Consider the following 25,766-nt stretch of genomic DNA (forward strand, 5'->3'; position numbering starts at 1 on the left):
ACCGAATAATCGATGAGGCTTTGTACTCAAGATGGGACTTGAACCCATACGGGCATTTCTGCCCACTGGATTTTAAGTCCAGCGTGTCTACCAATTCCACCACTTGAGCGTGTGTAAACTTATTTCTTATAAAACTTTTGTACTCAAGATGGGACTTGAACCCATACGGGCATTTCTGCCCACTGGATTTTAAGTCCAGCGTGTCTACCAATTCCACCACTTGAGCATTCAGTTTACACTAAATATTTGGTATGTTTTATTTCAGTTTTAAAGAACGTTTGCATCTCTTCAAATGCGAGTGCAAATATAAGGGATATTTATCTTTGCAAAAAAATAAATTTGTGTTTTTTTTAGTTTTTTTTTCATCTACCTGATATCCAACTACAAACCTTATAACTTAATTAAATGTCAAACTTCAATTCCTAAGTAAATTTAATCCCTATCTTTGCAAAAAATTTAGAATACAAAACTAAATGTCAAATACAGATAATACTTTGGTAGCTCCTAAAAACTCTTTCATGAGTGATTTTAAACAACTTACCAAATTTGGTCTTTCTTTAAGTGTTGTTTTTTCTGCTGTAGCAGGTTATTTATTAGCAGCCGAAACAATTAACTATACTACAGTAGCTTTATTAGCTATTGGAGGGTACTTAATGGTAGGAGCTTCTAATGCATTTAATCAGATTATAGAAAAGGATGTAGATAAGTTAATGCAAAGAACCAAAAATAGACCTTTACCTACAGGAAGATATGATTTAAAAACAGCCATGATTATTGCTGTTAGCTTTACTATTATAGGTTTAGGAATTCTATATACTATTAACGAGAAAACGGCTCTTTTTGGAGCTATTTCTATATTTTTATACACTTGTGCTTACACTCCACTAAAAGGAGTTACCCCTTTAGCCGTTTTTGTGGGGGCTATTCCTGGAGCCATTCCTTTCATGTTAGGGTGGGTAGCTGCTACAGATCATTTTGGTATTGAAGCAGGAATTTTATTTATGATTCAGTTCTTTTGGCAATTTCCACACTTTTGGGCTATTGGTTGGTTAGGACACGATGAATATTTAAAAGCAGGCTATAATTTATTACCCATGGGTAAAAGAGATAGAAAGGCAGTTGTGCAAATTTTAATTTACACAGTAATGCTAATTTTTGCTTCTATTATACCTGTATTTCAAAAAACGGGAACTTTATATATATTTCCTGCCACTGCAGTGCTTATATTCTTAAGCGGTTGTGTAATTTTGTACTACGGTATTTTACTATATAAAGACCTTAGTAAAGAAACTGCAAAAAAACTAATGCTTGCCAGTGTGTTTTACATTACAGCAATTCAAATTATTTATATCATAGATAAATTTCTTCATTAAATGGATAGTACAATCAATCTTAAAGACGAATTAAGCGTAAGTAGAAAAAAAGCAGCAAAACCAATGTTGTGGATCTCATTAGTTAGTATGACAATGATGTTTGCAGGTTTGGTAAGTGCTTATGTAATTAGCAGCAATAGAGAAGACTGGGTTTCTTTTGATTTGCCTAGCTCTTTAGTAGCAAGTACTGTTTTAATTTTAATTAGCAGTATTACCATTCATTTAGCTGTTTACTTTGCAAAAAAGAACAACTCCAATGTTACAACAATTCTATTAGCTATAACTTTAGGGTTAGGAATTGGATTTGTGGTTTCTCAATTTAACGGATTTGATCAATTAAAAGAGTCTGGTTTATTTTTTACAGGACCTAAAAGTTTGATCTCATCTTCTATGTTAATGGTGATTGTTTTTACGCACTTGCTACATATTTTTGCCGCTTTAATTGTTTTAATTGTAATTTTAACAAGACAACTTTTAGGTAAATACAACAACGGCAACACTCTAGGCCTTGAATTAGGGGCTATTTTTTGGCACTTTTTAGATTTACTATGGATTATACTATTTTTATTCTTTTATTTTAATACTTAATCTAAATTTATAAATTTGCCATTCGAACGAAAACCGAACTAAATAAACAACAATAACACTTATGAAAGCAACAACTGCTGATCAGAACACAAACGTATGGGAAGGTGGAGCTACTAGACCAATGGGTGCTAGCTATGGAAAAATGATGATGTGGTTCTTCATTTTATCTGATGCATTAACTTTTGCAGGATTCTTAGCGGCTTATGGATTTACTCGTTACAAATTCATAGACATTTGGCCAATAGCCGATGAAGTATTTACTCACTTTCCGTTTTTTCATGGAACATACCCAATGTATTATGTTGCATTGATGACGTTTATCTTAATATTCTCATCTGTAACTATGGTATTAGCTGTTGATGCTGGTCACCAAATGAAGAAAAACAAAGTAATCACTTACATGTTTTTAACAATTATAGGTGGTTTAGTCTTTGTAGGTTCTCAAGCTTGGGAATGGAAAAACTTTATCAAAGGAGAATTTGGAGCTGTACAATTAAACGATGGTAAAATTATTCAGTTTGTAAACCACGATGGTAAACAAATTGCTTTAGAAGACTTTGCTACTCCAGACAACGCTGTTATAGAACATACTCGTGAAAACGGATTATGGTTTGAAAAAGGAGAAACAACATACGAATATACTACTGCTGGAATTATAGAAGCTTTTAAACACAATCCAGAAGTTGGAATTCGTTTAGAAAAAATAAACCCAGAAACAAAACAAAAAATTGTTATCCTTAACAAAGAGGAAGCTTTAAGATTCTTAGAGCATTCATCTAGAGTAGTTAGAGGAGCTAATTTAGAAGTAAACGAATATGGTTCTAGCCAATTTGCAGATTTCTTTTTCTTTATTACAGGTTTCCACGGATTCCACGTATGTTCTGGTATTTTATTAAACATTATCATTTTTATCAATGTTTTATTAGGTACTTACGAAAGAAGAGGACATTATGAAATGGTAGAAAAAGTTGGATTGTACTGGCACTTTGTAGATTTAGTGTGGGTATTTGTATTTACATTCTTCTACTTAGTTTAATTAAAAAAAAGCGACAGCATATTATATTATGGCACAACACGAATCAAACACTAAGTTAATCTGGCAAGTATTCGGATTCTTATCATTAGTAACAATTATAGAAGTAATTTTAGGTATTATTAAACCTCATGGTTTACACTACACTAACTTTTTAGGAACTTCTTTATTAAACTGGATCTTTATTATTTTAACAATAGTAAAAGCAGCAGGAATTATGTGGTACTTTATGCACATGAACCATGAGCGTAAAAACTTTGTAAACTCTATTATTATTCCTTTAGTAATTTTAATTCCTTACTTAGTAACATTGTTATTAATAGAAGGTAGCTACATACACGATACTTTAGCTCCTTTTATCAACTGGAAATACTAATTCTTTAGAATTAGTACAATATTAAAAGGTGGATTTATCCACCTTTTTTGGTATTCAAACCTCATCCATTATGAAGAAAAAAATTATTCTTTCGCTCCTTTTTATAGGACCTTTAGCTTTCTTTATTTTCCTATCCTTAGGAGAAGTTAACTTTATTCCTTGTAAAACTTTTAAAACAGATGTTGTAGACATTACCGCTTTAAAAAATGATAGTATTTCTTTAAGTAATAATATAAATGTTGTTACTTTTTTAGGAGAAAAACCAACAACTAAAGACACGGAAATATTTAATATTAACGAAGTTGTTTTTAAAAAGTTAGCAAAGTATACCAAGTTCCAATTAATTTCTTTTTACATAGGAGAAAACAACCCTGAAATAGAAACTATAAAAAATAGATTAGCTAAAACTAACGGAAGTAAGTTCTTTAAATGGAAGTTTGTACGTTTAGATTCTTTACAAACTGTTACAATTTACAACTCATTAAAAACAAATTCTAGTTTAGATCATAATTTAGCAGCAAACAAAGCGTTTATTGTAGATAAAAACAATCATCAAAGAGGTAGAACTGATGATGATAAAATAGGAGAAGATGTATTTGCTTACGATTTATCTTCTGTAAACGATTTAAAAAATAAATTATTAACCGATACACAAAACGTTTTTTACGAACAAGAAGTATCTACTACTTCTAGAAAAGAAAGATTAGGAAAAGATGAAAAATAAAAAATACTCTTACGTAGGAATCTGCTTTATTATTTTACTTTTTGGTGTTTTTGTAGTTAGAAATTACAAACACCATTCAACACCTAGAGACTCTAGACTAAATCATGTAAAAAAAGAATTGCCAAATTCTAGCGGACTTTCTTATTTAGTGATTGACAGAAAAGAGCGTAAAATGCCTGAATTTAATCTTACAGATCAAAACAATCAAACTGTTTCTAACATAGATTATGAAGGAAAAGTCTTTGTGGTAGAATTCTTTTTTACGACTTGTCCATCTATCTGTCCTATTATGAACAGAAACATGTTAAAAGTAGAAGAAAAATTTGGAGATAGAAATGACTTTGGAATTGCTTCTGTTACCATTAACCCTAGTGTAGATACTCCTATAAAACTAAAAAAGTATGCAGAAAATTATGGGGTTACTAGTTTAAACTGGCATTTTTTAACTGGCGATAGAGATACAATTTTTGAAATAGCTAACAAAGGTTTAAACATTTTTGCAGGTTTAAACCCTGAAGTTGAGGGTGGTTTTGAACATCAAGGTTTTTTTGCTTTGGTAGACAAAAACGGATACTTAAGATCCAGAAAAGACAATCACGGAAATCCAAAAATTTTCTATCAAGGTATAGAAGAAGAAGAAGTGGCTTTGTTAATAGAAGATATTAAATTATTATTAGAAGAAGAACAAAATGGAGACAACAACTAAAAACTACAAAAAACTAATTACCGTTTTATCTATTGCTATACCCGTAGCAGTAGCCATTTTATTTGGAGTAAAAATAGATATAGAACTTCCTGTATTCTTACCTCCTATTTACGCTACTATTAACGGATTTACAGCCGTATTGTTAGTATTAGCAGTAATTGCTGTAAAAAGTGGAAACATAAAAAGACACGAACTTTTTATAAAATCAGCACTAGTATGTTCTGCATTATTTTTAGTCATGTATGTATTGTATCACATGACTAGTAATTCTACTACATTTGGTGGACAAGGAATTATTAAATATGTGTATTATTTTATTTTAATTACACACATTATTCTATCTATAGCTGTTATTCCTTTGGTATTAACCACCTTTGTACGTGGATTAAATCGTGAAGATGAAAAACACAGAAAAATAGCTAAATATACATTTCCTTTATGGTTGTATGTAGCCGTTACAGGTGTTGTTGTTTATATAATGATTAATCCTTATTATTAAAATGAAGAACTTACAATATATCATTCTAACAGTTTTGGTTTTTATAACTAGCAATACCTATAGCCAATGTGCTATGTGTAAAGCAGTAGTAGAAAACGGAGATTCTGGTTTGGCCAAAGGGTTAAATGATGGAATTGTAACCTTAATGATTATTCCTTATATTTTAGTAGCCATTGTTGCCTTCATTATTTGGAGGTACTATAAAAAAAACAAATAACATGTCAGTAAGAGCCAAAAAACATTTAGGACAACACTTTTTAACAGACGAAAGTATTGCTCAAAAAATTGCTGATATCTTATCAGAAGATGGATACAAACAAGTATTAGAAATTGGTCCTGGTATGGGAATGATGACTAAATACTTATTAGAAAAATCATACACCACACACGCTATAGAAATAGATGATGAATCTGTAGAATACTTACAAGCTAATTATTTACACTTAGCTCCTAGAATTTATGGTAAAGACTTTTTAAAAACCGATTTAAACGAAATTTTTAAAACCGAACAATTTGCCATTATAGGAAACTTTCCTTACAATATTTCTAGTCAAATTATATTTAAAACTATTGATTACAGAGAATTTATTCCAGAATTAGGAGGAATGTTTCAAATGGAAGTTGCTAAAAGAATTTGTGCAGATCCAGGAAGTAAAGCTTACGGAATTATTTCTGTACTTACCCAAGCTTATTACGATACGGAATATTTATTTACTGTACCTCCTACAGTTTTTAATCCACCCCCAAAAGTAGATTCTGGAGTAATGATTATGAAACGTAAAAAAGACTTATTTCTTCCTGTCCCAGATAAGTTATTTAAACACATTGTTAAAACTGCTTTTGGACAACGTAGAAAAATGATGCGTAGTAGTCTTAAAAGTTTTAATCTCTCAGAAGAATTAAGAGCTCAAGAAATATTTAATAAAAGACCAGAACAAGTATCTGTACAAGGGTTTATTGAATTAACTGCATTAATTGAAAAAGATGGAATTTCAAATCAATAAAGAATTTATTACTTATCTATCTGAACTTGTAGAACAAAACAATACAAAACAGATAGAAGAAATCTTTGCAGAAGTTCACTATGCCGATTTGGCTGAGCTTTTTGAAGAAATAACTCCAGAGTTAGCCGTTGCTATTATTAAAATACTAGACACCGATAAAACATCTGATGCCATTGTAGAGCTAGATGAAGATATTCGTGAAATTATTTTAAAAGGAATGTCATCTGCCGAAATTGCCAAAGAGGTTGATGAACTAGATACCGATGATGCTGCCGATGTAATTTCTGAACTTTCGGAATTACAAAAAGAAGAGGTAATTTCTCAAATTGAAGACTTAGAACACGCAAAAGATATTATAGATCTTTTACGTTATGATGAAGATACTGCCGGTGGTATAATGGGAAAAGAACTTGTTAAAGTAAACGAGTCTTGGAGCAATATGCGAAGCATTAAAGAAATGCGTTTGCAGGCTGAAGAGGTAGAAAAAGTATACACCATATATGTAGTTGATGATAATGATGTTTTAAAGGGGAGATTGTCTTTAAAAAGCTTATTAACCACCTCTACAAAAACTTCGGTTAGCGAAGTTTATTCTCCTTCTATTACTTCTGTAAAAGTAGACGACAAAGCAGAAGATGTTGCCAAAGTCATGCAAAAATACGATTTAGTTGTGGTAGCTGTTGTAGATCAAATGAATCGTTTGGTAGGGCAAATTACCATTGATGATATTGTAGATATTATTATTGATGAAGCTGAAAAAGATTACCAAATGGCTGCTGGTATTACCGATGGTGTAGAAGCAGATGATTCAATTCTTGAACTTACCAAAGCAAGACTACCTTGGTTAATTTTAGGGCTGTTTGGAAGTTTATGTGCTGCCGCTATTATGGGAAGTTTTGATAGTCATTTACTAAGAGATTTTTCCGAACTATTCTTTTTTACTCCTTTAATTGCTGCTATGGGTGGTAATGTAGGTGTACAATCCTCTGCTATTATGGTACAAGGTTTGGCTAATGACAACATCAAAGGAAGCTTGTGGAATCGTTTATTTAAAGAAATAGGATTAAGCCTTATTAATGGTGGAGTCTTAGGTTGCTTGGTTATTGGATATGGATTTCTTCAACATTCCGATTTACTTTTAAGCATTACCATTGCCTCATCATTAGTTATTGTAATTACCATAGCTGCATTAATAGGAACCTTTGTACCTTTAATATTACACAAAAGAGGTGTAGATCCTGCACTAGCAACAGGACCTTTTATTACGACTAGTAATGATATCTTAGGAATCTTTATTTATTTTTCTATTGCAAAAATAATTCTTCCTATCTAAATGGTATCTATTCTATACGCTATAGCTGCCATGCTATTATTTGGTGTGGCGGTTTTTTTATACAAACAAGGAACTCCATTTTTTTCTACAGGCCTAGGGGCTGCTATCTTTATTATGAGTCACATGTTGGTTTTGGGAATTTTATCCTTGGTAGAAAAAACAAAGTACGATGCCAAACATTTTAAGTTTATAGCTGTTGGTGGAGCTTTAGGAGGCTTGGCTCAGGTTTGCTTTTTTTTAGCCATGAAACATGGTAAATTAAGCACTGTGGTTCCTATTAGAAATTTAGCCTTGCTTATTACCATTGGCTTAGGTGTTATTTTTTTAGGCGAACAACTTACACCTTTAAAAATTGCAGGAATTGTTCTGGGTTTAATTGCAGTAGTATTGGTTAGTATTTAAGAACTATACAGTATAAAGAAAACACCAATCAAAACTCCTAGCAAGGGAATTAACTTCATTCGTTTGTTTTGTTCTTTAAACACAAATCCACCAATTACAACGGTAAATAATATTTGACTTCTTTTTACAGCAGACATAATCATTATTAAGGCTTCTGGATCTTGCAGTCCTTTAAAATAAAAATAATCGGCTAAAAATATAAGAACACCACTAGCCATAATGGTCCAGTGCAAATGAAATTTGCCCATTTTTTCTTTGTTTGGCTTGTACACAAAAAGCACTAAGAGCAACATAAAAAATGTTATATAAAAAAAGAACCACCATTGTACAGCAAGGACATCGTAATTTTTATATTGAAATAAAAACTTATCATACAAACCACTCCCCGATCCAAATACCGTAGCCCCTACAATGGCTAAAATCCATTTGTTACTTTTAAAGACAATCCCTTCTTTTTTTCCTATTCTGGAATAAAACAGCATCGATATAATAATCAAGAAAAAACCAATCCACTGTAACAAAACAGGACTCTCATTATAAATAAAAATAGCTCCTAAAAAAGTAAAAAAAGGTCCCGAAGCTCTTATAGGAGTTACAATGGTAATGGGTAAATGTTTTAAAGCATAAAAAGCTAAAGTCCAAGAGCAAGTCATTAACACAGATTTTATAGCTATAAAAAAATGATCTTCTAAAGATATACTTGAAATGTAAAAACCAACGTTTTTCATTTCATCTGCATAAAATACAGACCCTAAAAAAACAGGTAACAACACCAACAAACTAGTTGCATTGGAAACCAACAATACAGGAAAAACAGCGTTTCCTTTAACACTTCTTTTTCTAGATAATGCATTAAAGCTTAAAAACAAAGCTGATAATAATCCTAAGTAAATCCACATAATCTGTATTTAGAGATTGCAAAAATACAATCTAAAAAATGCTTATGCGCTTTGTTTTACTCTAAATTAAAACGGTAACGTTTTTTTAATAAGTAAACAAATGGAAAAAGAACAATAATAAAAACAGGATGAATAATAAATCGTCTTACATAAAAAGGAAACAAATACCCTACTTCTACTTTTGAAATAATCAGTCCAAAAAACAAAACTGATAAGAAAAGAAAAGCAATTCCGTAAAAACTCATAATTGTTTTTAAAAAAGATCTTACAGGAAAAGCTACTTTAAGTATTAAAAAGGAGATTCCACTATTTAAAGAAAATCGAAATAAATAAGAAAAAAATAATTTTAGATAAGCTACCTCGGGCATTGGTTTTGTTAAATGGTCACTTTCAAAATAGTTTAGAAACGGATCGTAAAACAAATCGTACTCAAAAGCTCTTACCAATACTAGGCAAAGTAACAAACATACAACTACTAAAACTCTAACTACCTTAGGCATGTTTTCTGTTTTTTAAGTTCGAAAAATAATTAACCCATACAATCCACAATAAAAATATATAACCATAAATAATGGCAGGAAAAACCAAATCGTGAAATAACCATGTATAGGCAGGATAATGATACATACCGTAAGTAAGCAATACTATTCTAAGAATGTTTACATAATAAATAGACACTGCTCCTACTACAGAAAACAAAATTGTTCTTTTCCAATTTCCCTTAAAAGCAATTATAAAAGCAACAAAAAGGATAATAATACTTACAGAATTACACCCTTCTATAATTCCAACAATATATTCTCCATCTACCAGCATATTAACGCTTAACTCTGCAGGATCGGCAACGGTAACAATTCCTTGATCAAAAATATTTAATATATTTTTAGACTGTTCGGCAACATCAATTGTTAAAGGATCACAAATAAAAACAGGCCCTTTAGTTTGTGTACTCATCAAAAAAAGAGAATACAATAAAAAAAGGAAAAAGTAAGTTCCTAAAAAACGGAACAAAAACCACCATATTTTTTTATTTTTCATAGCCAAGTGTCAATTATTACTCAAATTTAAAGTTAAAAAAATAAAGTTGTATACTTTTTATAAAACTTTGAGAATAAAGAGGCTTTAAATAGTTTACGCTTTGGAGTACTTTTAGTAATTTTGCCTTTTTAATCGAAATTCACAAAAATGAGCACTACGAAACAAGCTAAATCAGCTTTAATTTCAGTTTTTCACAAAGATGGTTTAGAGCCAATTGTTAGAAAGTTTAACGACTTAGGGATTACTATTTACACCACTGGAGGAACTGAAAAATTCATCAGAGACTTAGGTATTGACTGTGTTGCAGTTGAAGATATTACATCTTACCCATCTATTTTAGGAGGACGTGTTAAAACTTTGCACCCAAAAGTATTTGGTGGAATTTTAAGCCGTAGAGATAACGAGAGTGACAAAGCTCAGTTAGCGGAGTTCGAAATTCCAGAAATGGATATCGTAATTGTGGATTTATATCCTTTTGAAAAAACAGTAGCAAGTGGTGCTCCTGAACAAGATATTATTGAAAAAATTGATATAGGTGGTATTTCTTTAATTAGAGCTGCTGCTAAAAACTTTAAAGACGTTATCTGTGTTTCTTCTATGGAACAATACGATGAGTTTTTAAACATTATTTCAGAAAACAACGGAACTACAACAATTGCAGACCGTAAACGTTTTTCTGCAAAAGCATTTGCTGTTTCTTCTCACTACGATTCTGCAATCTATAATTACATGAACGAAGAAGAAACAAACTTCCGTCAATCTTTTGACAAAGTTACTTCTTTACGTTACGGAGAAAACCCTCATCAAAAAGGTGCTTTCTACGGAGATTTAGATGCTATGTTTGATAAATTACATGGTAAAGAATTATCGTTTAACAACTTGTTAGATGTAGATGCTGCCGTAAATTTAATTAACGAATTTAAAGGAGAAGCTCCTACTTTTGCTATTTTAAAACACAACAACGCTTGTGGTTTTGCACAAAGAGACAATTTAAAAGATGCTTATGTAGATGCTTTAGCTGGTGATCCTACTTCTGCTTTTGGTGGTGTATTAATTGCTAACAAAACTATTGATTTAGCTACTGCTGAAGAAATTCACAAATTATTCTGTGAGGTTGTTATTGCTCCTGCTTATGATGCTGATGCTTTAGAAGTTTTAAAAGGAAAGAAAAACAGAGTAATTTTAATTTTAAAAGATGTTGAGTTACCTAAGGTTTCTTACCGTACTGCTTTAAACGGAGTTTTATTCCAAGATGCTAACTTAATTACAGATAGCAGAGAAGGTTTAAAAAACGTAACAGAAAAAGTAGTTACAGAGGCTCAAATAGATGATTTATTATTTGCTTCTAAAATTTGTAAACACACAAAGTCTAACACTATTATTTTAGTAAAGAACAAAACTTTATGTGCTGGTGGTACAGGACAAACATCTCGTGTAGATGCTTTAGAGCAAGCAATTGCAAAAGCAAAACACTTTAAGTTTGACTTACAAGGTTCTGTAATGGCAAGTGATGCATTTTTCCCTTTCCCTGACTGTGTAGAAATTGCTCACAAAGCAGGAATTGAAGCTGTAATTCAACCAGGAGGATCTATTAAAGATCAATTATCTATAGATTACTGTAACGAAAATGGAATTGGAATGGTAATGACAGGAACACGTCATTTCAAACATTAATTTGATTACATTTATAGAACAACTTAGGAACTAAAAAAACAGACTACAAACATGGGATTTTTTGACTTTTGGACTGAAGACATTGCTATAGATCTTGGTACCGCAAACACACTTATCATTCACGAAGGTAAAGTTGTGATTGACTCGCCATCTATTGTAGCAAGAGACAGGACCACAGGTAAAATTATCGCTACAGGTAAAGATGCTAGTTTAATGCAAGGTAAAACGCATGAAAACATCAAAACGATTAGACCGTTAAAAGATGGAGTTATTGCCGATTTCCAAGCATCAGAAGAGATGATTAAAGAGTTTGTTAAAAGTATTCCTTCTATAAAAAAGAAAATTTTTGCACCTTCATTAAGAATGGTTATCTGTATTCCTTCTGGAATTACAGAGGTAGAAAAAAGAGCCGTAAGAGACTCTGCCGTTCACATGAATGCAAAAGAAATATACCTTATCTACGAACCAATGGCTGCGGCCATTGGTGTAGGTATTGATATTATGGAACCTAGAGGTAACATGATTATTGATATAGGTGGTGGTACTACAGAAATTGCCGTTATTGCCCTAGCTGGTATTGTGTGCGATAAATCTGTAAAAGTAGCTGGTGATTTATTTACTAGTGATATTATGTACTACATGAGAACCCAACACAACTTACATGTTGGTGAATCTACTGCCGAAAAAATTAAAATTCAGATTGGTGCTGCTACCGAAGATTTAGAAACTCCTCCAGACGATATGTTGGTACAAGGACGTGACTTACTTAGCGGTAAACCAAAACAAGTACAAGTTTCTTACAGAGAAATTGCCAAAGCTTTAGATAAATCTATCTTAAGAATTGAAGATGCTGTTATGGAATGTTTATCATCTACTCCTCCAGAGTTAGCTGCTGATATTTACAATACAGGTATTTATTTAGCTGGTGGTGGTTCTATGTTAAGAGGTTTAGACAAACGTTTATCTAGAAAAACAGATTTACCTGTTTACATTGCAGAAGATCCATTAAGAGCTGTAGTAAGAGGAACTGGAATTGCTTTAAAAGAATTAGAAAAATACAAATCCGTTCTATTAAGTTAAGCACATGCAGTTTATTTTATATTTAATTCAAAAACACAGAACCTTTCTCCTGTTTTTTGTTTTGGAATTGATTGCATTGTTTTTTACTATACAGTTTCACTCCTATCAAAAAAGTAAATTCATCAATTCTGCAAACGGAATTACTGGTGGATTGTATAATAGCGTAACCTCATTTAGAAGTTACCTATACCTAGAGGATGAAAACACTTTGTTAGCTAAAGAAAACAGCGAATTAAGAAACAAACTATCAGAACAAATTTCTATACCTGTATCTTTTAAAGATAGTATAAATGGTAAGTTTCAACAGAAGTTTCAATACGCTCCTGCCAAAATCATCAACAATGATTTTCACAAGAACAACAACTTTATAACACTTAACAGAGGTAAAAAAGACAGTATTTTACCCGATATGGCGGTTATCAATGCCAAAGGAATTATTGGAATTACAGCCAATACATCTAAAAACTATACAAGTGCTATTTCTGTATTAAACACTAATTTTAAAGTAAACGCTCGTTTAAAAAAGGCCAATTATTTTGGAACTTTAACCTGGAATGGAAAATCTCATCAAGAAGTTCAGTTAATAGATATTCCCAGACAAGCTTCTTTAAAAGTAGGCGATACTATTGTAACAGGTGGTCGTTCTGCTATTTTTCCAGAAGGTGTTTTAATTGGAAGTGTTTCTAGCATTCAATACCAAAACAACCGATACGAAAAAATTAATGTGAATTTATTTAACGATGTAAGAAACGTAACCAACGTTTACATCGTTAGAAATTTACAAAAAGAAGAAATAAAACAATTAGAAAGCAAGAATAATGACTAGTGCTAATATTAAAATACTAATTCGTTTTCTGTTGTTAATTCCTTTGCAGGTATTAATTGCAAACCATATGCGATTGTTTGGTTACATAAACCCACAAATATGTTTGCTATTTGCATTATGGTATCCTTTAAAAAAAGACATTTCTGGATTTTTAGTAACTAGTTTTCTGTTTGGATTAATTATAGATATGTTTAGCAATTCTGGAGGTGTAAATGCTGCTGCTTGTTTATTAATTGCTTACGCTCGTTTACCAATCTTAAAGTTTGTGTTTAACGATCGTGATTTAAACCTAAAACTTTTTAAATACAGCAACTACGGAACTGTTCCTAAAATTGTGCTTATTTTTTGTTTAGCACTCATTCATCAACTCACAATTTACGCTTTAGAATATTTTAGCTTTTCTCACATACTAAGTATCCTATACAAAACGTTTACCAATAGTTTATTTACTACATTTGTAGTCATCATTTTCTTATCCATTTTTACCTCAACCAAAAAACAATGAAAAAAAGAAGTCTGTTATTTCCCTTACTAATCATCGTTACGGGATTTATCTTTATTTCTAGACTTTTTTTTCTTCAAATTATAAAACACGATAGTAATGATATTTCTTTGAATAGTTCTACTATTAAAAGAATATACACCTATCCGGAAAGAGGTTTTGTGTTTGATAGAAACGGACAATTAATGGTTGCCAACGAGCAAACTTACGATGTAAAGGTTATTCCAAACGAAGTAAAACCTTTTGATACACTTGAATTTTGTAAGCTTTTAAAAATAGACAAAGACTATTTAGAGCATAAATTAGCAAGAGCTAAAAACTACTCCAGATGGCTACCTTCTGTATTTTTAAGTCAGTTATCTAAAGAAGATTATGCTTACTTACAAGAAAAAATATACAAGTATAAAGGCTTTAGTATTCAACGTAAATCTTTACGAAACTACCCACATAAATCCTCCTCCAACATTTTAGGATATATTAATGAGGTAAATGAATATTTAGCCCAACAAAATCCTTATTACGAACAGGGGGAGTTGGTAGGAACTCAAGGAATAGAAAAAGAATATGAACACTTATTAAGAGGAACCAAAGGAGTTAAATACAAATTAAGAAACCGATTAAACAAAGTTATTGGTCCTTATAAAGATGGTATTTTTGATACCATATCTAAACCTGGAGAAGATTTAACGTTAACCATTGATTTAGAACTTCAAAAATATGGAGAACTTTTAATGAACAACAAGCGTGGTGGAATTGTAGCTATAGAACCTAACACAGGAGAAATTCTTGCTTTGGTAACTGCACCCAACTACGATCCTAATTTAATGGTAGGAAGAAAAAAATCTAAAAACTCTGTTATTCTGTTTAACGATAGTATTAACAAACCCATGATTGATCGTGGACTACAAGCTGCTTATGCTCCCGGATCTCCTTTTAAATTAATTCAAGGATTAATTGGTCTACAAGAAAAAGTAATCACTCCAGAAACAGGATTTTATTGTCATCACGGATACAAGTATGCTAGTGGTAAACACAACTTTATGGGCTGCCACTGCGACATTGTAGGTAGACCTATTGATTTACGTTTAGGAATTGCCAAATCTTGCAACAGCTATTTTGCCAATGTATACAAACGTTTAATAGAAAAATACCCAACCCCACAAGAAAGTGTAACCAAATGGGCAGATCATTTACACAGTTTTGGATTGGGAAATTATTTAGGATACGACTTACCCTCAGGTAGAAAAGGAAACATTCCTACATCAGATTATTACGATAAAGTTTACCCTAGAAAAACATGGAAATTCCCTACCATTATTTCTAATGCTATTGGACAAGGAGAAGTTGTAACCACTCCAATTCAGTTAGCAAACATGATTGCTGCTATTGCCAATAGAGGTTATTTTTACACACCACATATTCTTAAAAAGGTTAACGATAAAAATATTGATATCGAAAAATTTACCACCAAAAGACAAACCACCATAGATAAAGAAAATTTTGCTCCTGTTATTGATGGAATGCACGATGTTTATAAAAGTGGAACTGCCAAACACGTACAAATTAAAGAATTGGACATGTGTGGAAAAACAGGTACAGTACAAAATTACATTCGTAAAAATGGAGTAAAATACGAACTAGAAGATCACTCAATTTTTGTGGCTTTTGCTCCTAAAGACAATCCAAAAATTGCCTTGGCTATTTTTGTAGAAAATGGAGGTTACGGTTCTATGATTGCTGCACCTATTGCTAGTTTAATGATTGAGAAATATCTATTAGGTACACATAAACTAAAATACTGGGAAAACAGAATCATCAATACTTCTCTAGAAAAAGAATATAACAAACAACTATCTATACAATCACTTGAGGTCGCAAAGAAATAACATAAAATTAGAAATAGATTGGATTTTAATTTTTCTATACCTAGCCTTAGTTGGTTTTGGTTGGATGAATATATATTCTGCATCCAGTTCTGCCGATCACAACGAAATTTTTGATTTTGCTGCTCGTTACGGTAAACAAATTATTTGGATAGGATTGGGAATTCTAATTTCCGTATTTCTATTATTTATAGAAAGTTCTTTTTACGAAAAATTTGCAGCCTATATCTATTTAGCCACCATGTTCTTATTGGCAGGACTATTTATTTTTGGTAAAAACATAAACGGAGCCACTTCTTGGTATTCCATAGGTAGTTTTAGTTTACAACCTACAGAGTTTGCTAAAACAGGAACCGTATTGGCTTTAGCTAGGTTATTAAACGATAGACAATTTAGTTTTAAACCTTTAAAAAACAAGATTAAAACTTTTATAATTATTACCATTCCGGCTATCTTAATTACACTACAACCTGATCCTGGTTCGGCATTAGTTTACCTATCTTTTATCTTATTGTTTTACAGAGAAGGATTATCGCCTAATATTTTAATTGTAGGTATTACAGCTGTTGCGCTCTTTTTAGCCACTCTTGTATTTGGCTATATTTATGTAATTGGTGGAGTTTTAGTAGTAACCACATTTATACTATGGTATATTGCCAAAGGACGTAAAAAATCGCTCCGTTTTGAATGGCCAAAAATCCTAAGTATTGTTTCTATTATTTTAGGGTACGTGTACAGTGTTTATTATTTATTTAATTATGTTTTTAAACAAAGACACAGAGATAGATTTAATATTCTGTTAGGACTAAGTGATGATACCAGTGATATTGGATACAATACTTATCAATCTATTAAAACTATTTCTTCTGGAGGTTTTTGGGGTAAAGGATATTTACAAGGAGATAGAACTCAAGGTAAATTTGTACCCGAACAAGACACTGATTATATTTTTAGTACCATTGGAGAAGAATGGGGTTTTTGGGGATCTATGCTAGTGGTAGTCTTTTTTATCACCTTTATTTTAAGAATTGTTGTACTGGCCGAAAAACAAAAATCTACCTTTAGTAGAGTGTATGGTTATGGTGTTGCTTGTATATTTTTCTTTCATGTATTAATAAACATTGCCATGGTTATTGGACTGTTTCCTACCATTGGTATTCCACTACCTTTTTTTAGTTATGGAGGTTCATCACTTTGGGGATTTACCATGCTGCTTTTTATTTTTATAAAATTAGATGCTTCTAAAAATTACGAACTCTAATTAGAGTGATTATTTACTAGGATATCCCTATTTTTGCAGAGTTATTAAATGCAAAAAACAAACGGATGACATTAGCAGAATTGGTTTCAGAAATTAAAAGAAAAAAATCTTTTTTATGTGTAGGTTTAGATGTGGATTTAAACAAAATTCCACCACACTTATTGGAAACCGAAGATCCTATTTTTGAATTTAATAAACAGATTATTGATGCGACACATCATGTGGCCGTATCTTACAAGCCTAACACTGCTTTTTACGAAGCTTATGGTATCAAAGGATGGCAATCTTTAGACAAAACCATTCGGTACATTAACGAAAATTATCCTGAAATTTTTACCATTGCCGATGCCAAACGTGGAGATATTGGAAATACATCTACCATGTATGCCAAAGCTTTTTTTGAAGATTTAAATTTTGATTCTGTAACTGTTGCTCCATACATGGGTAGCGACTCTGTAGAGCCTTTTTTAGCTTTTAAAGATAAGTTCACCATTATGTTAGCCTTAACCTCTAACAAAGGAGGATTAGACTTTCAAGGAAAAGAATTAACAGATGGAAAACCCTTGTATAAAGAAGTTTTAAAAACATCTTTAACCTGGAACAATTCAGAAAACTTAATGTTTGTAGTAGGTGCTACAAAAGCAGAATATTTTAAAGGTATTAGAGAGATTGCTCCTAATAGTTTTTTATTGGTGCCTGGTGTTGGTGCACAAGGTGGTAGTTTAGAAGGTGTTTGTGAACACGGAATTAACAAAAACAATATTGGCTTATTAATTAATTCTTCTAGAGGAATTATTTACGCAAGTAACGGAACTAATTTTGCCGAAGCAGCTAAATTAGAAGCAGAAAAATTACAGCAACAAATGGCTACTATCTTAGCTAAAAACAACATTTCGTAATGACTTTTACTGATGATTTAGGAAACGAACTTAGCTTTGAAAAAAAGCCTAAAAAAATAATTTCGTTAGTCCCTTCTATTACCGAAACGCTGTACGATTTAAACCTAGAAGAGTTTATTATTGGTGTGACTAAATTTTGTGTGCATCCTGTACATTTTAAACACACCAAAGCAATTATTGGAGGAACCAAAACCATCAAACTAGAAAAAATAAAAGAACTGCAACCAGATATTGTTTTTTGTAACAAAGAAGAAAACACACCTGAAATAGTAGCTCAACTACAAGAATTTACCCAAGTATACGTTACAGAAATTAGTAATATAGAAGATTCTAAACGTATGATTGCCAACTTAGGAATTCTTTTAAACAGAAGAACAGAGGCTGACTTACTAAACAGAAAAATTGAGTTAAAATTAGAAGACTTTACCAATTTTATTACTGATTTTGACATTAAAAAAGCAGCTTATTTTATTTGGTACAATCCGTGGATGGTAGCTGCTAACAACACATATATAAACACTTTATTAAACCTTAATAAGTTTGATAACATCTATTCTAATTTAGAACAGTATCCAGAAATTAACCCCAAAAGAATTAGACACGATGGAGATCCTGAAATCTTATTCTTTTCATCGGAACCTTTTCCTTTTAAAGATGAACATGCTTTTGAAATTAGCGAATACACCAACAGATCTAGTGCTGTATTTGTAGACGGAGAAATGTTTAGCTGGTTTGGATCTAGATTAATAAAAGCTTTTGATTATTTTAAAGTAGTAAGAAATAGAATCAATGAAGGTTCCTCTTTTTAACCTTATTGCTTTACTATTTTGGAAATAAGTTCATCTTCTAGCATCTTAATTTTAAGTACATAAATTCCTTTAGACAGGCTAGCCACAGGAATAGATAAGTTACCATCAATTATTTTAATTTCCTTTTTAATTACAAAAGCACCATACAAATTGCTTAACTCTATAATAGCTTGTTGATTTGTAGTTGTAGCACTAGGTATATGTATCTCTATTTGATCATCGATTAAATTAGATGCTAAAAAAATTCTAGAAGCTACATCTATCTGTTTTTCAATAACTCCCTGACAATCATTAGTAGTTTTTACAATTAAATGATTTTTTTCGTCAACTAAATCCAAACTTATATTTTGTTCTTGGGTTGTAATTTTTTGTTGGTTGAACTGAATTTGATACTCTTTTGCTCCTGATAAATTGATATTCAACTTTTGGAGCCGATGGTCTATTAATGTTTCTACAGCTATTTTAGTAGGTTCGGTAATTACAACTTGATATTCTTGTTGTAAACTTACATCGTTTTTAGAAGTAATTAGAACATCATAAACCGATGGGGCTAAATTAGAAATGGTATAATTATCACTAAACTCAAAAACCTCTTCAAACCCATTAGCTTTTATTGTTGCTTGGTAATTATCTATCCCATTTGTTTGAATTACAATAGCTCCTTTATGCTCGTCAGGACAAGGACTAGAAATTGTTTCTAGACTTAATACATTTACAGGATTTGTATATTTTTCTACATTTAAAATTAAAGAACTTATTCTACCCCCTGCATCTGGAAATGTAACACTAACGGTGTTATTTGTACTTAATACGGAAGAGGGAACTGGTATTTCTATCATTCCAAAAAAGTCATCTCTATTTGCCTGATCGTAACCTTTCCAATTGTTAGGAACCTCTACTGTAACTCCGTTTACTTTTACTATGGGTTGTTTTGTTTTGTCGTGTTTTCTAGAAATACTCATTCTTAACACAGCATAGCCATCACCTGTATCTACATTATTAAAACTGTAATTTATAGGAGTATTGGTTGCTATCGTTTTTAAATAATCTGTGCTGTAATAAGATTTTGCCGTAATGCTATTTGTATAAGCTATAGGTTGATTAAATGTATATACTAAAACAACCGTTTCATCTTTAAGCAAAGTTATTTCAGAAGGAATTCCACTAATTTCTTCATCTACATATTCCAAAGGATTTTGACTATATACTCTTAAGCTTCTTTTACGAACAGATTGAATATTTTGACCGTTAAATTGAGTGGGTAAAGTTACTGTTCTATCTTGTTCATCTAGATTATTTAAAGCTACGTATAAGGTGTTTCCATTTACAAAAGCTTGAGTTTGTACATCTACGTGGTTACTTTTAATTAGAACTCTATCTCCTTGTACATTTTTCCACAAATCATAAAAACGAATTCGTGGAGAGTAGGTCCATCCTGCAGGAGTAGGTTCTCCAATATTAGTAGGAATCCAAAGTACAGCTTGGTAAGGTTGGTAATTATTGGCTTCGTTAATATGCCAAGTAGCTTTTCCTGTAATAAACGGAATGGAACTCACCAACCTGTCTTGACGCTCTAACAAATTGAATAAAATATTATTAATAGCTCTTAACGTTTGAGCACTTGCAATTTTACTATAAGCATCTCCATAACCACTTTCTATAGCTCCATATTCTGTAATTGCATGTGGTTTTACTTTGTTCCATTTAATATAGCTGTAGTTTTCTATTAAATCTAAAATAGCCTCAGAATTACTCCCAGATCGTTTATTGTCTTGACCTTCTACATTAATTCCATCATAGAAATGTGTAGAAAATCCATACATATTTTCTCCAGCCGTATCCATAAACATTTTTAAATTTTCTTCCCAATGACCAAAATCATTTAGTTCTACAGAAGGCCATGCACTAGAATAACCAATAACTTTTACGTTTGCCAAAGCAGGAGTGTTGTGTATTCTTTTTCCAACCTCGTTATACAACTTAGCCATTTGTAGTTTAATTCTATCATTTTCCGAACCACTCCAAGCTCCTTCGTAAAAATCTTTAGCATGTACAAAAGGTTCATTCATTACCTCTACAAACTCTTGAGATTCTCCGTTGGCTAAATAATCTTTGTAATATTCTGCTGCCCAATCTGCAGCGGAAATCACATCCATTCCATCAACAAAAACATCTCTAGGATGATGTGTACTTACATATCCCTTTTTAACAGCTCTTACAACATCATTTCCCGATTTATTAGCAGGGTACACTCCTACTTGCCCTGTTAATTGTTTTGCTCTTGCAAAAGCTCCCCAAAACTGTCTACCTCCGGTAACACCATACTCATTTCTAAAAGCACTTTGTTCTGCATCGTTACCTGTATCATGAACACTAAAATATTTTGTTCTATCTAGAGCCGAAACAGTTCCTAAAAATCGTTGACAAGAAGGGTCTAAAGTAATTGTAACCTGAGAGAACCCAGAGCTCATAAATCCTAAAAGACCCATAAAAACTATTTTAAATACAGTACAATTCATATAAAAAGGTTTAGACTCTCAAAGTTCACACATTCACACAACACCTTTAACACCATATGGTTAAATCAATACCACAAACACACTAGTCTTAAAACACAAAAAACCTCGTAAAAAATACGAGGTTTTTAAATTTTTATATGATTTACTACTATTCTACCGGAGTAATTTTAAAAGTAAACGCATGATTTCCTTTTTTGTTTTTAGGAAGTTGAATGGTTAAACCTTTGCTATTTCTCTCAAATTTTAAATCTTGATTGTCTCCTAACATTTGAATTGATTTTATTTTTTTTGGGTACAAACCATTATCTTTTACCAAAGAATGTATGGTAAATTCTTTTCCTTCTGGCCAATCTAAAGCAATAGCATATAAAATGTTCCCCTTTGTGGTAAAGCGAATATCTTCTGCTGTATTGTCTGCATTTTTTTGCTCACTCAAATGTCCTTCTACCGCTTTAAAACTTCCCTCTCCATAAATATCAAAAGTTCTAGTTCCGTAAATAGCTTCACCATTAGTTTGCAACCAAGCTCCCATTTCTAACAAACGCTCTTTTACAGGTTCTGGAATTTCTCCGTTGGCTTTGGGTGTAATATTTAACAATACAGCTCCGTTTTTACTAACCACATCTACTAAAAAATCAATCAACCTATTGGTTGTTTTATATTTTGGATTTTTAATATGCGACCAAGAATTCCAATCTATAGAATCATCCGTTAACCAAGGAAATTCTTTCTTTTCACTCATTCTGGCTCTTTCCAAATCTAGTACTGCAGAACCTTTGGCAAAGTCTTCAAATTTATAAGTAGATACTACTTCTTGATTTTTTTTATCTGCATGATTATAGTAATATTCTAAAAACTCTTGTCTGTGTTCTTCAGAAATAATATCCATTTTATTGTCAAACCAAACCAAGTCCGGATCGTATTTATTGATGATTTCTTTTAATCTATTTAACCATTCATCATCAAATTCTTTTCCTGCCATTGGATAATGAAATTTTTCTCCATTAGCAGTTGCATGATTTTTTTTGTGTGGAAATTGAAAATCTCCTTTGTTTACTTTAGGTCCATACAAATCTGCAAATTCAGGATTAGCAGCATCTGTAGTTTCATCCCATGTAGGAAACCATGCATACAACCATTGTCTGTGGAAAGTAGCAATAAATTTCATGTCTCGCTTTCTAATTTCTTTAGAAAGTTCTCCCATAATATCTCTTTTAGGCCCCATGTCTTTAGCGTTCCAACGAGTTAAATCACTATCCCACATAGCAAAACCATCTGCATGTTCTGATACCGGTCCTGCAAATTTAGCTCCTGCTTTTTGGAATAAATCTGCCCATTCTGCAGCATCAAATTTATCTGCAGTAAACATGGGAATAAAATCTTTGTATCCAAATTTATATAACGTTCCATAAGTTTCTACATGATGTTTGTAATAATGACTTGCCTCTCCATTTCTAGCTTCGGGATTATCTTTGTTTACATACATCCAATGCGAATACCATTCATTTTTATATTCGGGTACAGAATAAGGTCCCCAATGACAATAAATTCCAAATTTTGCATCTAAAAACCATTCTGGTGTTTGATGTTTTTTTAAAGATTCCCAATTTGCTTGATACTTCTTTTTTTCCTCTTTTTGCTGACAAGATGCTGTTATAAAAACAAGTGTTAAAACAGCTAGTAATTTTATATATTTTTTCATTTTAAATGATTTAATCTATGTTAGTATTGTATCTCTTTACTTTCTAAACAATTAAAAACCTCTAGACTTTATAGTATCTAGTTTTGTTTCATATTCTTGTTCGTTTTCACCTGATAATTTATCAAAAAACTTATAATAATTTCCATAAGTATAGGTCTGATTTCTCTTTCTAATTTCTAAGCCCATAGTCTTAAACTTTTTAGAAGTTTCTTTCTGATCTCCAATTAAAAACATATACTCATTAGCAGAAACTATATCTCCTTTTTTATCTTTTAATTCTAAAGTAACATAAAAATTTTTCTTTACTGTTTTAAGTACTTTATGATTCAGACTCATTAGTTTTAGAGAACTATTTTCTCCTACAGTTCCTACATCAAAACTATTTTTAGCTAATACACTACCATCATCATCTTTAATTACATAACTAGCTTTGCAATTTTTGTAGGTTTTGTAAAAATCGTTTACTACCCATATTTCTCCATTAAAAGTATCTGATGTTTTCCATCTACGTTTATCAAACTTTAAATTAATCAACAAGGGTTGATAAGCTGTTTTTACATAATTGTAAGAACGTTTAGGTTGTGTGTAATTATCTACAATTCCCCATTTCATATCAGGCCAGTAGGTAATAAAATGACACAATGAAATTCCGCTAGTTCTAGGTTTATTTCTTCTAAAGTGCTCTATAGACAATTGAAAAATAATTCCCTGTGCATCTTGAGTAGCATCTACAAATTCTTGTAACAATCCTGTTTTTTCATCACCAAAAGCATCAAAATTTTGAATTCTTAATCTATCTAAATCTGCCCAATGATGTCCCCAACTTACTCCAGGTTTCCACAATTCATCTTTTGGAATAAACTTTTTTAAACTTTCTACATTAGGTACTGATGTAATGGCTAATTCTGGTACAATTGGAAAATCTAAACTAGAGAACCAATCTTCCATTAACCATTTTCCCATACCGTAAAAATATCCTAAGGCATGCACAGCCTCTTTGGGTTTATATCCTGCTGATTGTGCTGTTTCACAAGTTAACGGAGAATCTGGCACATAAGGTAAATCTACTTTTGCTTGCAATCTTTTTCCTAAGGTTTCTAAAAAGTTACGTGTAAACATAGCATCTCCAGATCTTAAAAACATTTCTTCACCACCTTCCATCATAATTAAAGAGGGATGATTTCTTCTTTCTGTAATTACATTTTCTCCTTCTTTTAATATTTTTTCTAAAAACACTGGATCTTTAGATAGATTTCCTGTTCCTAAGGGAATAATATCTTGCCAAACTGTAATTCCAGCTTCATCGCACAACTTGTAAAAAATTGGAATTTCAGGAGGATGCCAACCAAAAATTCTGATGTTATTCATATTTGCATCTTTGGCTAACTGAATTAATCTTCTGTATTTTTCTTCGGTAGTTCTTCCTACAAAAATATCTGGTGGACCTCCCCAACAAGCCGAACGGATAAATATTGGCTTTCCATTAATAACCGTAGTTCTTGGAAAACTAACTTGATCTTTAGAAAATCCAGGATTCCATTTCATGCTAACTTCTCTAATCCCAAAAGTAGTTTCGGCAAAATCTTGATTTACTTTATTTTCTGTTATAGAAACTTTGGCTACGTACAAATTAGGTTTTCCTAAATCCCAAGGCCACCACAACTGAGCATTTTTTACTTTAATTTGTTTTTTTACCACCTGCTTACCTGGTTGTACCAAGGCAGTAAATTTTGTATTGATTTGTTTGCTCTTAAAGTTACTACCTTCTATAGAGCTTGTAAACGTGATGTTTTTAGGTTTGGAAGTGGTGTTTTCTACCTCAACCTGTAGATGTACTGTTGCCGATTTGTCTTTATGAATATTAGAATGCACATACAAATCAGTAACTCTAGAAGATCCAGTATATACCATTTTAATGGGTCTGTAAATTCCAAAAGGAATTAAATCTCTCCAATAATCTCCAAACCAAGGAGTTTTTCTCCCCGCCACTTTAGAGTTTACCTGTGGAGGTGGAGCCAAACGAATCATTAATAAGTTAGAACTTTTTAAATTCTTTTTAGAAGTTCTTAAAGCGTGATTGATGTCAAACGAAAATGGAGAAAAAGCACCTTCGTGACTTCCTAAATATTCACCGTTTAACCATACGTCACATGCATAATCTACTCCATCAAAATCTAACCTTGCCAAGTTATCTCCTAAATCTTGAGTTACATTAAATTGATAAGAGTACCACCATTCATATTGCATTACCCATTGAGCCTTTACGCTATTTCTTCCAAAATAAGGATCTTCTATCACTCCTGCTTTCCACAAATCTGTATATACATCTCCTGGAATTTTGGCAGGGTTCCAAACTAAAGTTTCAATATCTTCTGGCGGTAATTTGTGTAAACCTTGCTTTACACCTTCTCCAGGCAACATCATTTTCATTTTCCAACGATGTCCACTTAAATCTCTTACCAACTGACTATTTTCATCATGTGAGTTGATACTTCCTGGTTGTGCAAATCCAACGGATGTACAAATCAAGAACCAAAAAAATAATCTTGTTTTTTCTATTATATTTCTCATTACACCTATTATTTTAAACGATCATTAAAAACAAATCAAATCCGACTTAAAAAATCAATAACTCC

The 25,766-nt window shown here is 31.8% G+C and carries 25 protein-coding genes and 2 tRNA genes; 19 read left to right on the forward strand and 8 right to left on the reverse strand.

Features of this window, described 5'->3' with window-relative positions; genetic code table 11:
• Nucleotides 1-23: 23 nt before the first annotated feature.
• Nucleotides 24-109: transfer RNA gene (locus GGR97_RS08610), tRNA-Leu, on the reverse strand.
• A 31-nt stretch (nucleotides 110-140) separates the two neighbouring features.
• Nucleotides 141-226: transfer RNA gene (locus GGR97_RS08615), tRNA-Leu, on the reverse strand.
• 247 nt (nucleotides 227-473) lie between these two features.
• On the opposite strand from GGR97_RS08615, the gene cyoE reads away from it, so the two are divergent.
• From cyoE to GGR97_RS08670, 11 genes are all read left to right on the forward strand, one after another.
• Entirely contained in the window at nucleotides 474-1,373 is a 900-nt protein-coding gene (gene cyoE / locus GGR97_RS08620; protein ID WP_167898111.1) for a heme o synthase, read from the forward strand.
• On the forward strand, nucleotides 1,374-1,961 hold the full coding sequence (locus tag GGR97_RS08625) for a cytochrome c oxidase subunit 3 (protein WP_167898112.1): 588 nt from the start codon (nucleotides 1,374-1,376) through the stop codon (nucleotides 1,959-1,961).
• Nucleotides 1,962-2,022: 61 nt separating this feature from the next.
• Complete coding sequence (locus GGR97_RS08630; protein WP_167898113.1) at nucleotides 2,023-2,997, forward strand: cytochrome c oxidase subunit 3; 975 nt, start codon at nucleotides 2,023-2,025, stop codon at nucleotides 2,995-2,997.
• Between the two features lie 28 nt (nucleotides 2,998-3,025).
• Entirely contained in the window at nucleotides 3,026-3,370 is a 345-nt protein-coding gene (locus GGR97_RS08635; protein WP_167898114.1) for a cytochrome C oxidase subunit IV family protein, read from the forward strand.
• A gap of 70 nt (nucleotides 3,371-3,440) precedes the next feature.
• Nucleotides 3,441-4,094 (forward strand): hypothetical protein, encoded by a 654-nt coding sequence (locus tag GGR97_RS08640; RefSeq protein ID WP_167898115.1) that lies wholly within the window; start codon nucleotides 3,441-3,443, stop codon nucleotides 4,092-4,094.
• Complete coding sequence (locus tag GGR97_RS08645; protein ID WP_167898116.1) at nucleotides 4,084-4,800, forward strand: SCO family protein; 717 nt, start codon at nucleotides 4,084-4,086, stop codon at nucleotides 4,798-4,800. Before GGR97_RS08640 ends, GGR97_RS08645 begins: the two co-directional genes overlap by 11 nt.
• The gene (locus GGR97_RS08650) at nucleotides 4,784-5,299 is read left to right on the forward strand and encodes a DUF420 domain-containing protein (protein WP_167898117.1); all 516 of its coding nucleotides are present in this window, start codon (nucleotides 4,784-4,786) and stop codon (nucleotides 5,297-5,299) included. The genes GGR97_RS08645 and GGR97_RS08650 overlap by 17 nt, the downstream gene beginning before the upstream one ends.
• A 1-nt stretch (nucleotide 5,300) precedes the next feature.
• Complete coding sequence (locus GGR97_RS08655) at nucleotides 5,301-5,516, forward strand: hypothetical protein (RefSeq protein WP_167898118.1); 216 nt, start codon at nucleotides 5,301-5,303, stop codon at nucleotides 5,514-5,516.
• 1 nt (nucleotide 5,517) lies between these two features.
• Nucleotides 5,518-6,303 (forward strand): 16S rRNA (adenine(1518)-N(6)/adenine(1519)-N(6))-dimethyltransferase RsmA, encoded by a 786-nt coding sequence (gene rsmA / locus GGR97_RS08660; protein WP_167898119.1) that lies wholly within the window; start codon nucleotides 5,518-5,520, stop codon nucleotides 6,301-6,303.
• A complete protein-coding gene (mgtE, locus tag GGR97_RS08665; RefSeq protein WP_167898120.1) occupies nucleotides 6,284-7,636 on the forward strand; it encodes a magnesium transporter in 1,353 nt (450 codons plus the stop codon). The genes rsmA and mgtE overlap by 20 nt, the downstream gene beginning before the upstream one ends.
• Entirely contained in the window at nucleotides 7,637-8,038 is a 402-nt protein-coding gene (locus GGR97_RS08670) for an EamA family transporter (protein ID WP_167898121.1), read from the forward strand.
• Here the strand turns inward: GGR97_RS08670 and GGR97_RS08675 are convergent.
• The 3 genes from GGR97_RS08675 to xrtF are packed head-to-tail and all read right to left on the reverse strand — an operon-like array spanning nucleotide 8,035 to nucleotide 9,975.
• Nucleotides 8,035-8,937, reverse strand: coding sequence for an EamA family transporter (locus GGR97_RS08675; RefSeq protein WP_167898122.1), 903 nt, complete (start codon nucleotides 8,935-8,937; stop codon nucleotides 8,035-8,037). The genes GGR97_RS08670 and GGR97_RS08675 overlap by 4 nt on opposite strands.
• Before the next feature lie 56 nt (nucleotides 8,938-8,993).
• Entirely contained in the window at nucleotides 8,994-9,437 is a 444-nt protein-coding gene (locus GGR97_RS08680) for an exosortase F system-associated membrane protein (RefSeq protein ID WP_167898123.1), read from the reverse strand.
• Nucleotides 9,430-9,975, reverse strand: a complete 546-nt coding sequence (gene xrtF / locus GGR97_RS08685; RefSeq protein WP_167898124.1) for an exosortase family protein XrtF — start codon at nucleotides 9,973-9,975, stop codon at nucleotides 9,430-9,432. Before xrtF ends, GGR97_RS08680 begins: the two co-directional genes overlap by 8 nt.
• Before the next feature lie 147 nt (nucleotides 9,976-10,122).
• Between xrtF and purH the strand changes: the two genes are divergently transcribed.
• The 8 genes from purH (at nucleotide 10,123) to GGR97_RS08725 (ending at nucleotide 18,909) form a co-directional block, all read left to right on the forward strand.
• Nucleotides 10,123-11,649, forward strand: a complete 1,527-nt coding sequence (purH, locus tag GGR97_RS08690) for a bifunctional phosphoribosylaminoimidazolecarboxamide formyltransferase/IMP cyclohydrolase (RefSeq protein WP_167898125.1) — start codon at nucleotides 10,123-10,125, stop codon at nucleotides 11,647-11,649.
• A gap of 51 nt (nucleotides 11,650-11,700) precedes the next feature.
• Nucleotides 11,701-12,729: a rod shape-determining protein gene (locus GGR97_RS08695; protein WP_167898126.1), complete on the forward strand. Its 1,029-nt coding sequence runs from the start codon at nucleotides 11,701-11,703 to the stop codon at nucleotides 12,727-12,729.
• 4 nt (nucleotides 12,730-12,733) lie between these two features.
• Nucleotides 12,734-13,555, forward strand: a complete 822-nt coding sequence (gene mreC / locus GGR97_RS08700; RefSeq protein ID WP_167898127.1) for a rod shape-determining protein MreC — start codon at nucleotides 12,734-12,736, stop codon at nucleotides 13,553-13,555.
• On the forward strand, nucleotides 13,548-14,060 hold the full coding sequence (locus tag GGR97_RS08705; RefSeq protein ID WP_167898128.1) for a rod shape-determining protein MreD: 513 nt from the start codon (nucleotides 13,548-13,550) through the stop codon (nucleotides 14,058-14,060). The genes mreC and GGR97_RS08705 overlap by 8 nt, the downstream gene beginning before the upstream one ends.
• Nucleotides 14,057-15,943 carry a penicillin-binding protein 2 gene (mrdA, locus tag GGR97_RS08710; protein ID WP_167898129.1) on the forward strand — a complete coding sequence of 629 codons (1,887 nt, stop codon included), beginning with the start codon at nucleotides 14,057-14,059 and terminating at the stop codon, nucleotides 15,941-15,943. Before GGR97_RS08705 ends, mrdA begins: the two co-directional genes overlap by 4 nt.
• Nucleotides 15,924-17,201 (forward strand): rod shape-determining protein RodA, encoded by a 1,278-nt coding sequence (rodA, locus tag GGR97_RS08715; RefSeq protein ID WP_167898130.1) that lies wholly within the window; start codon nucleotides 15,924-15,926, stop codon nucleotides 17,199-17,201. The genes mrdA and rodA overlap by 20 nt, the downstream gene beginning before the upstream one ends.
• A gap of 65 nt (nucleotides 17,202-17,266) precedes the next feature.
• A complete protein-coding gene (pyrF, locus tag GGR97_RS08720; RefSeq protein ID WP_167898131.1) occupies nucleotides 17,267-18,100 on the forward strand; it encodes an orotidine-5'-phosphate decarboxylase in 834 nt (277 codons plus the stop codon).
• Nucleotides 18,100-18,909 (forward strand): ABC transporter substrate-binding protein, encoded by an 810-nt coding sequence (locus GGR97_RS08725; RefSeq protein WP_167898132.1) that lies wholly within the window; start codon nucleotides 18,100-18,102, stop codon nucleotides 18,907-18,909. Before pyrF ends, GGR97_RS08725 begins: the two co-directional genes overlap by 1 nt.
• A 2-nt stretch (nucleotides 18,910-18,911) precedes the next feature.
• Here GGR97_RS08725 and GGR97_RS08730 read toward each other — a convergent pair whose 3' ends face one another.
• The 3 genes from GGR97_RS08730 to GGR97_RS08740 form a co-directional block, all read right to left on the reverse strand.
• Nucleotides 18,912-21,428: a T9SS C-terminal target domain-containing protein gene (locus tag GGR97_RS08730; protein ID WP_245229481.1), complete on the reverse strand. Its 2,517-nt coding sequence runs from the start codon at nucleotides 21,426-21,428 to the stop codon at nucleotides 18,912-18,914.
• A gap of 148 nt (nucleotides 21,429-21,576) precedes the next feature.
• Nucleotides 21,577-23,130: an alpha-L-fucosidase gene (locus tag GGR97_RS08735; RefSeq protein ID WP_167898133.1), complete on the reverse strand. Its 1,554-nt coding sequence runs from the start codon at nucleotides 23,128-23,130 to the stop codon at nucleotides 21,577-21,579.
• 51 nt (nucleotides 23,131-23,181) lie between these two features.
• Nucleotides 23,182-25,701, reverse strand: a complete 2,520-nt coding sequence (locus GGR97_RS08740) for a glycoside hydrolase family 2 protein (protein WP_167898134.1) — start codon at nucleotides 25,699-25,701, stop codon at nucleotides 23,182-23,184.
• Between the last annotated feature and the right edge of the window lie 65 nt (nucleotides 25,702-25,766).

This window comes from Wenyingzhuangia aestuarii, assembly GCF_011927765.1.
In the GTDB taxonomy this organism is placed as follows: domain Bacteria; phylum Bacteroidota; class Bacteroidia; order Flavobacteriales; family Flavobacteriaceae; genus Wenyingzhuangia; species Wenyingzhuangia aestuarii.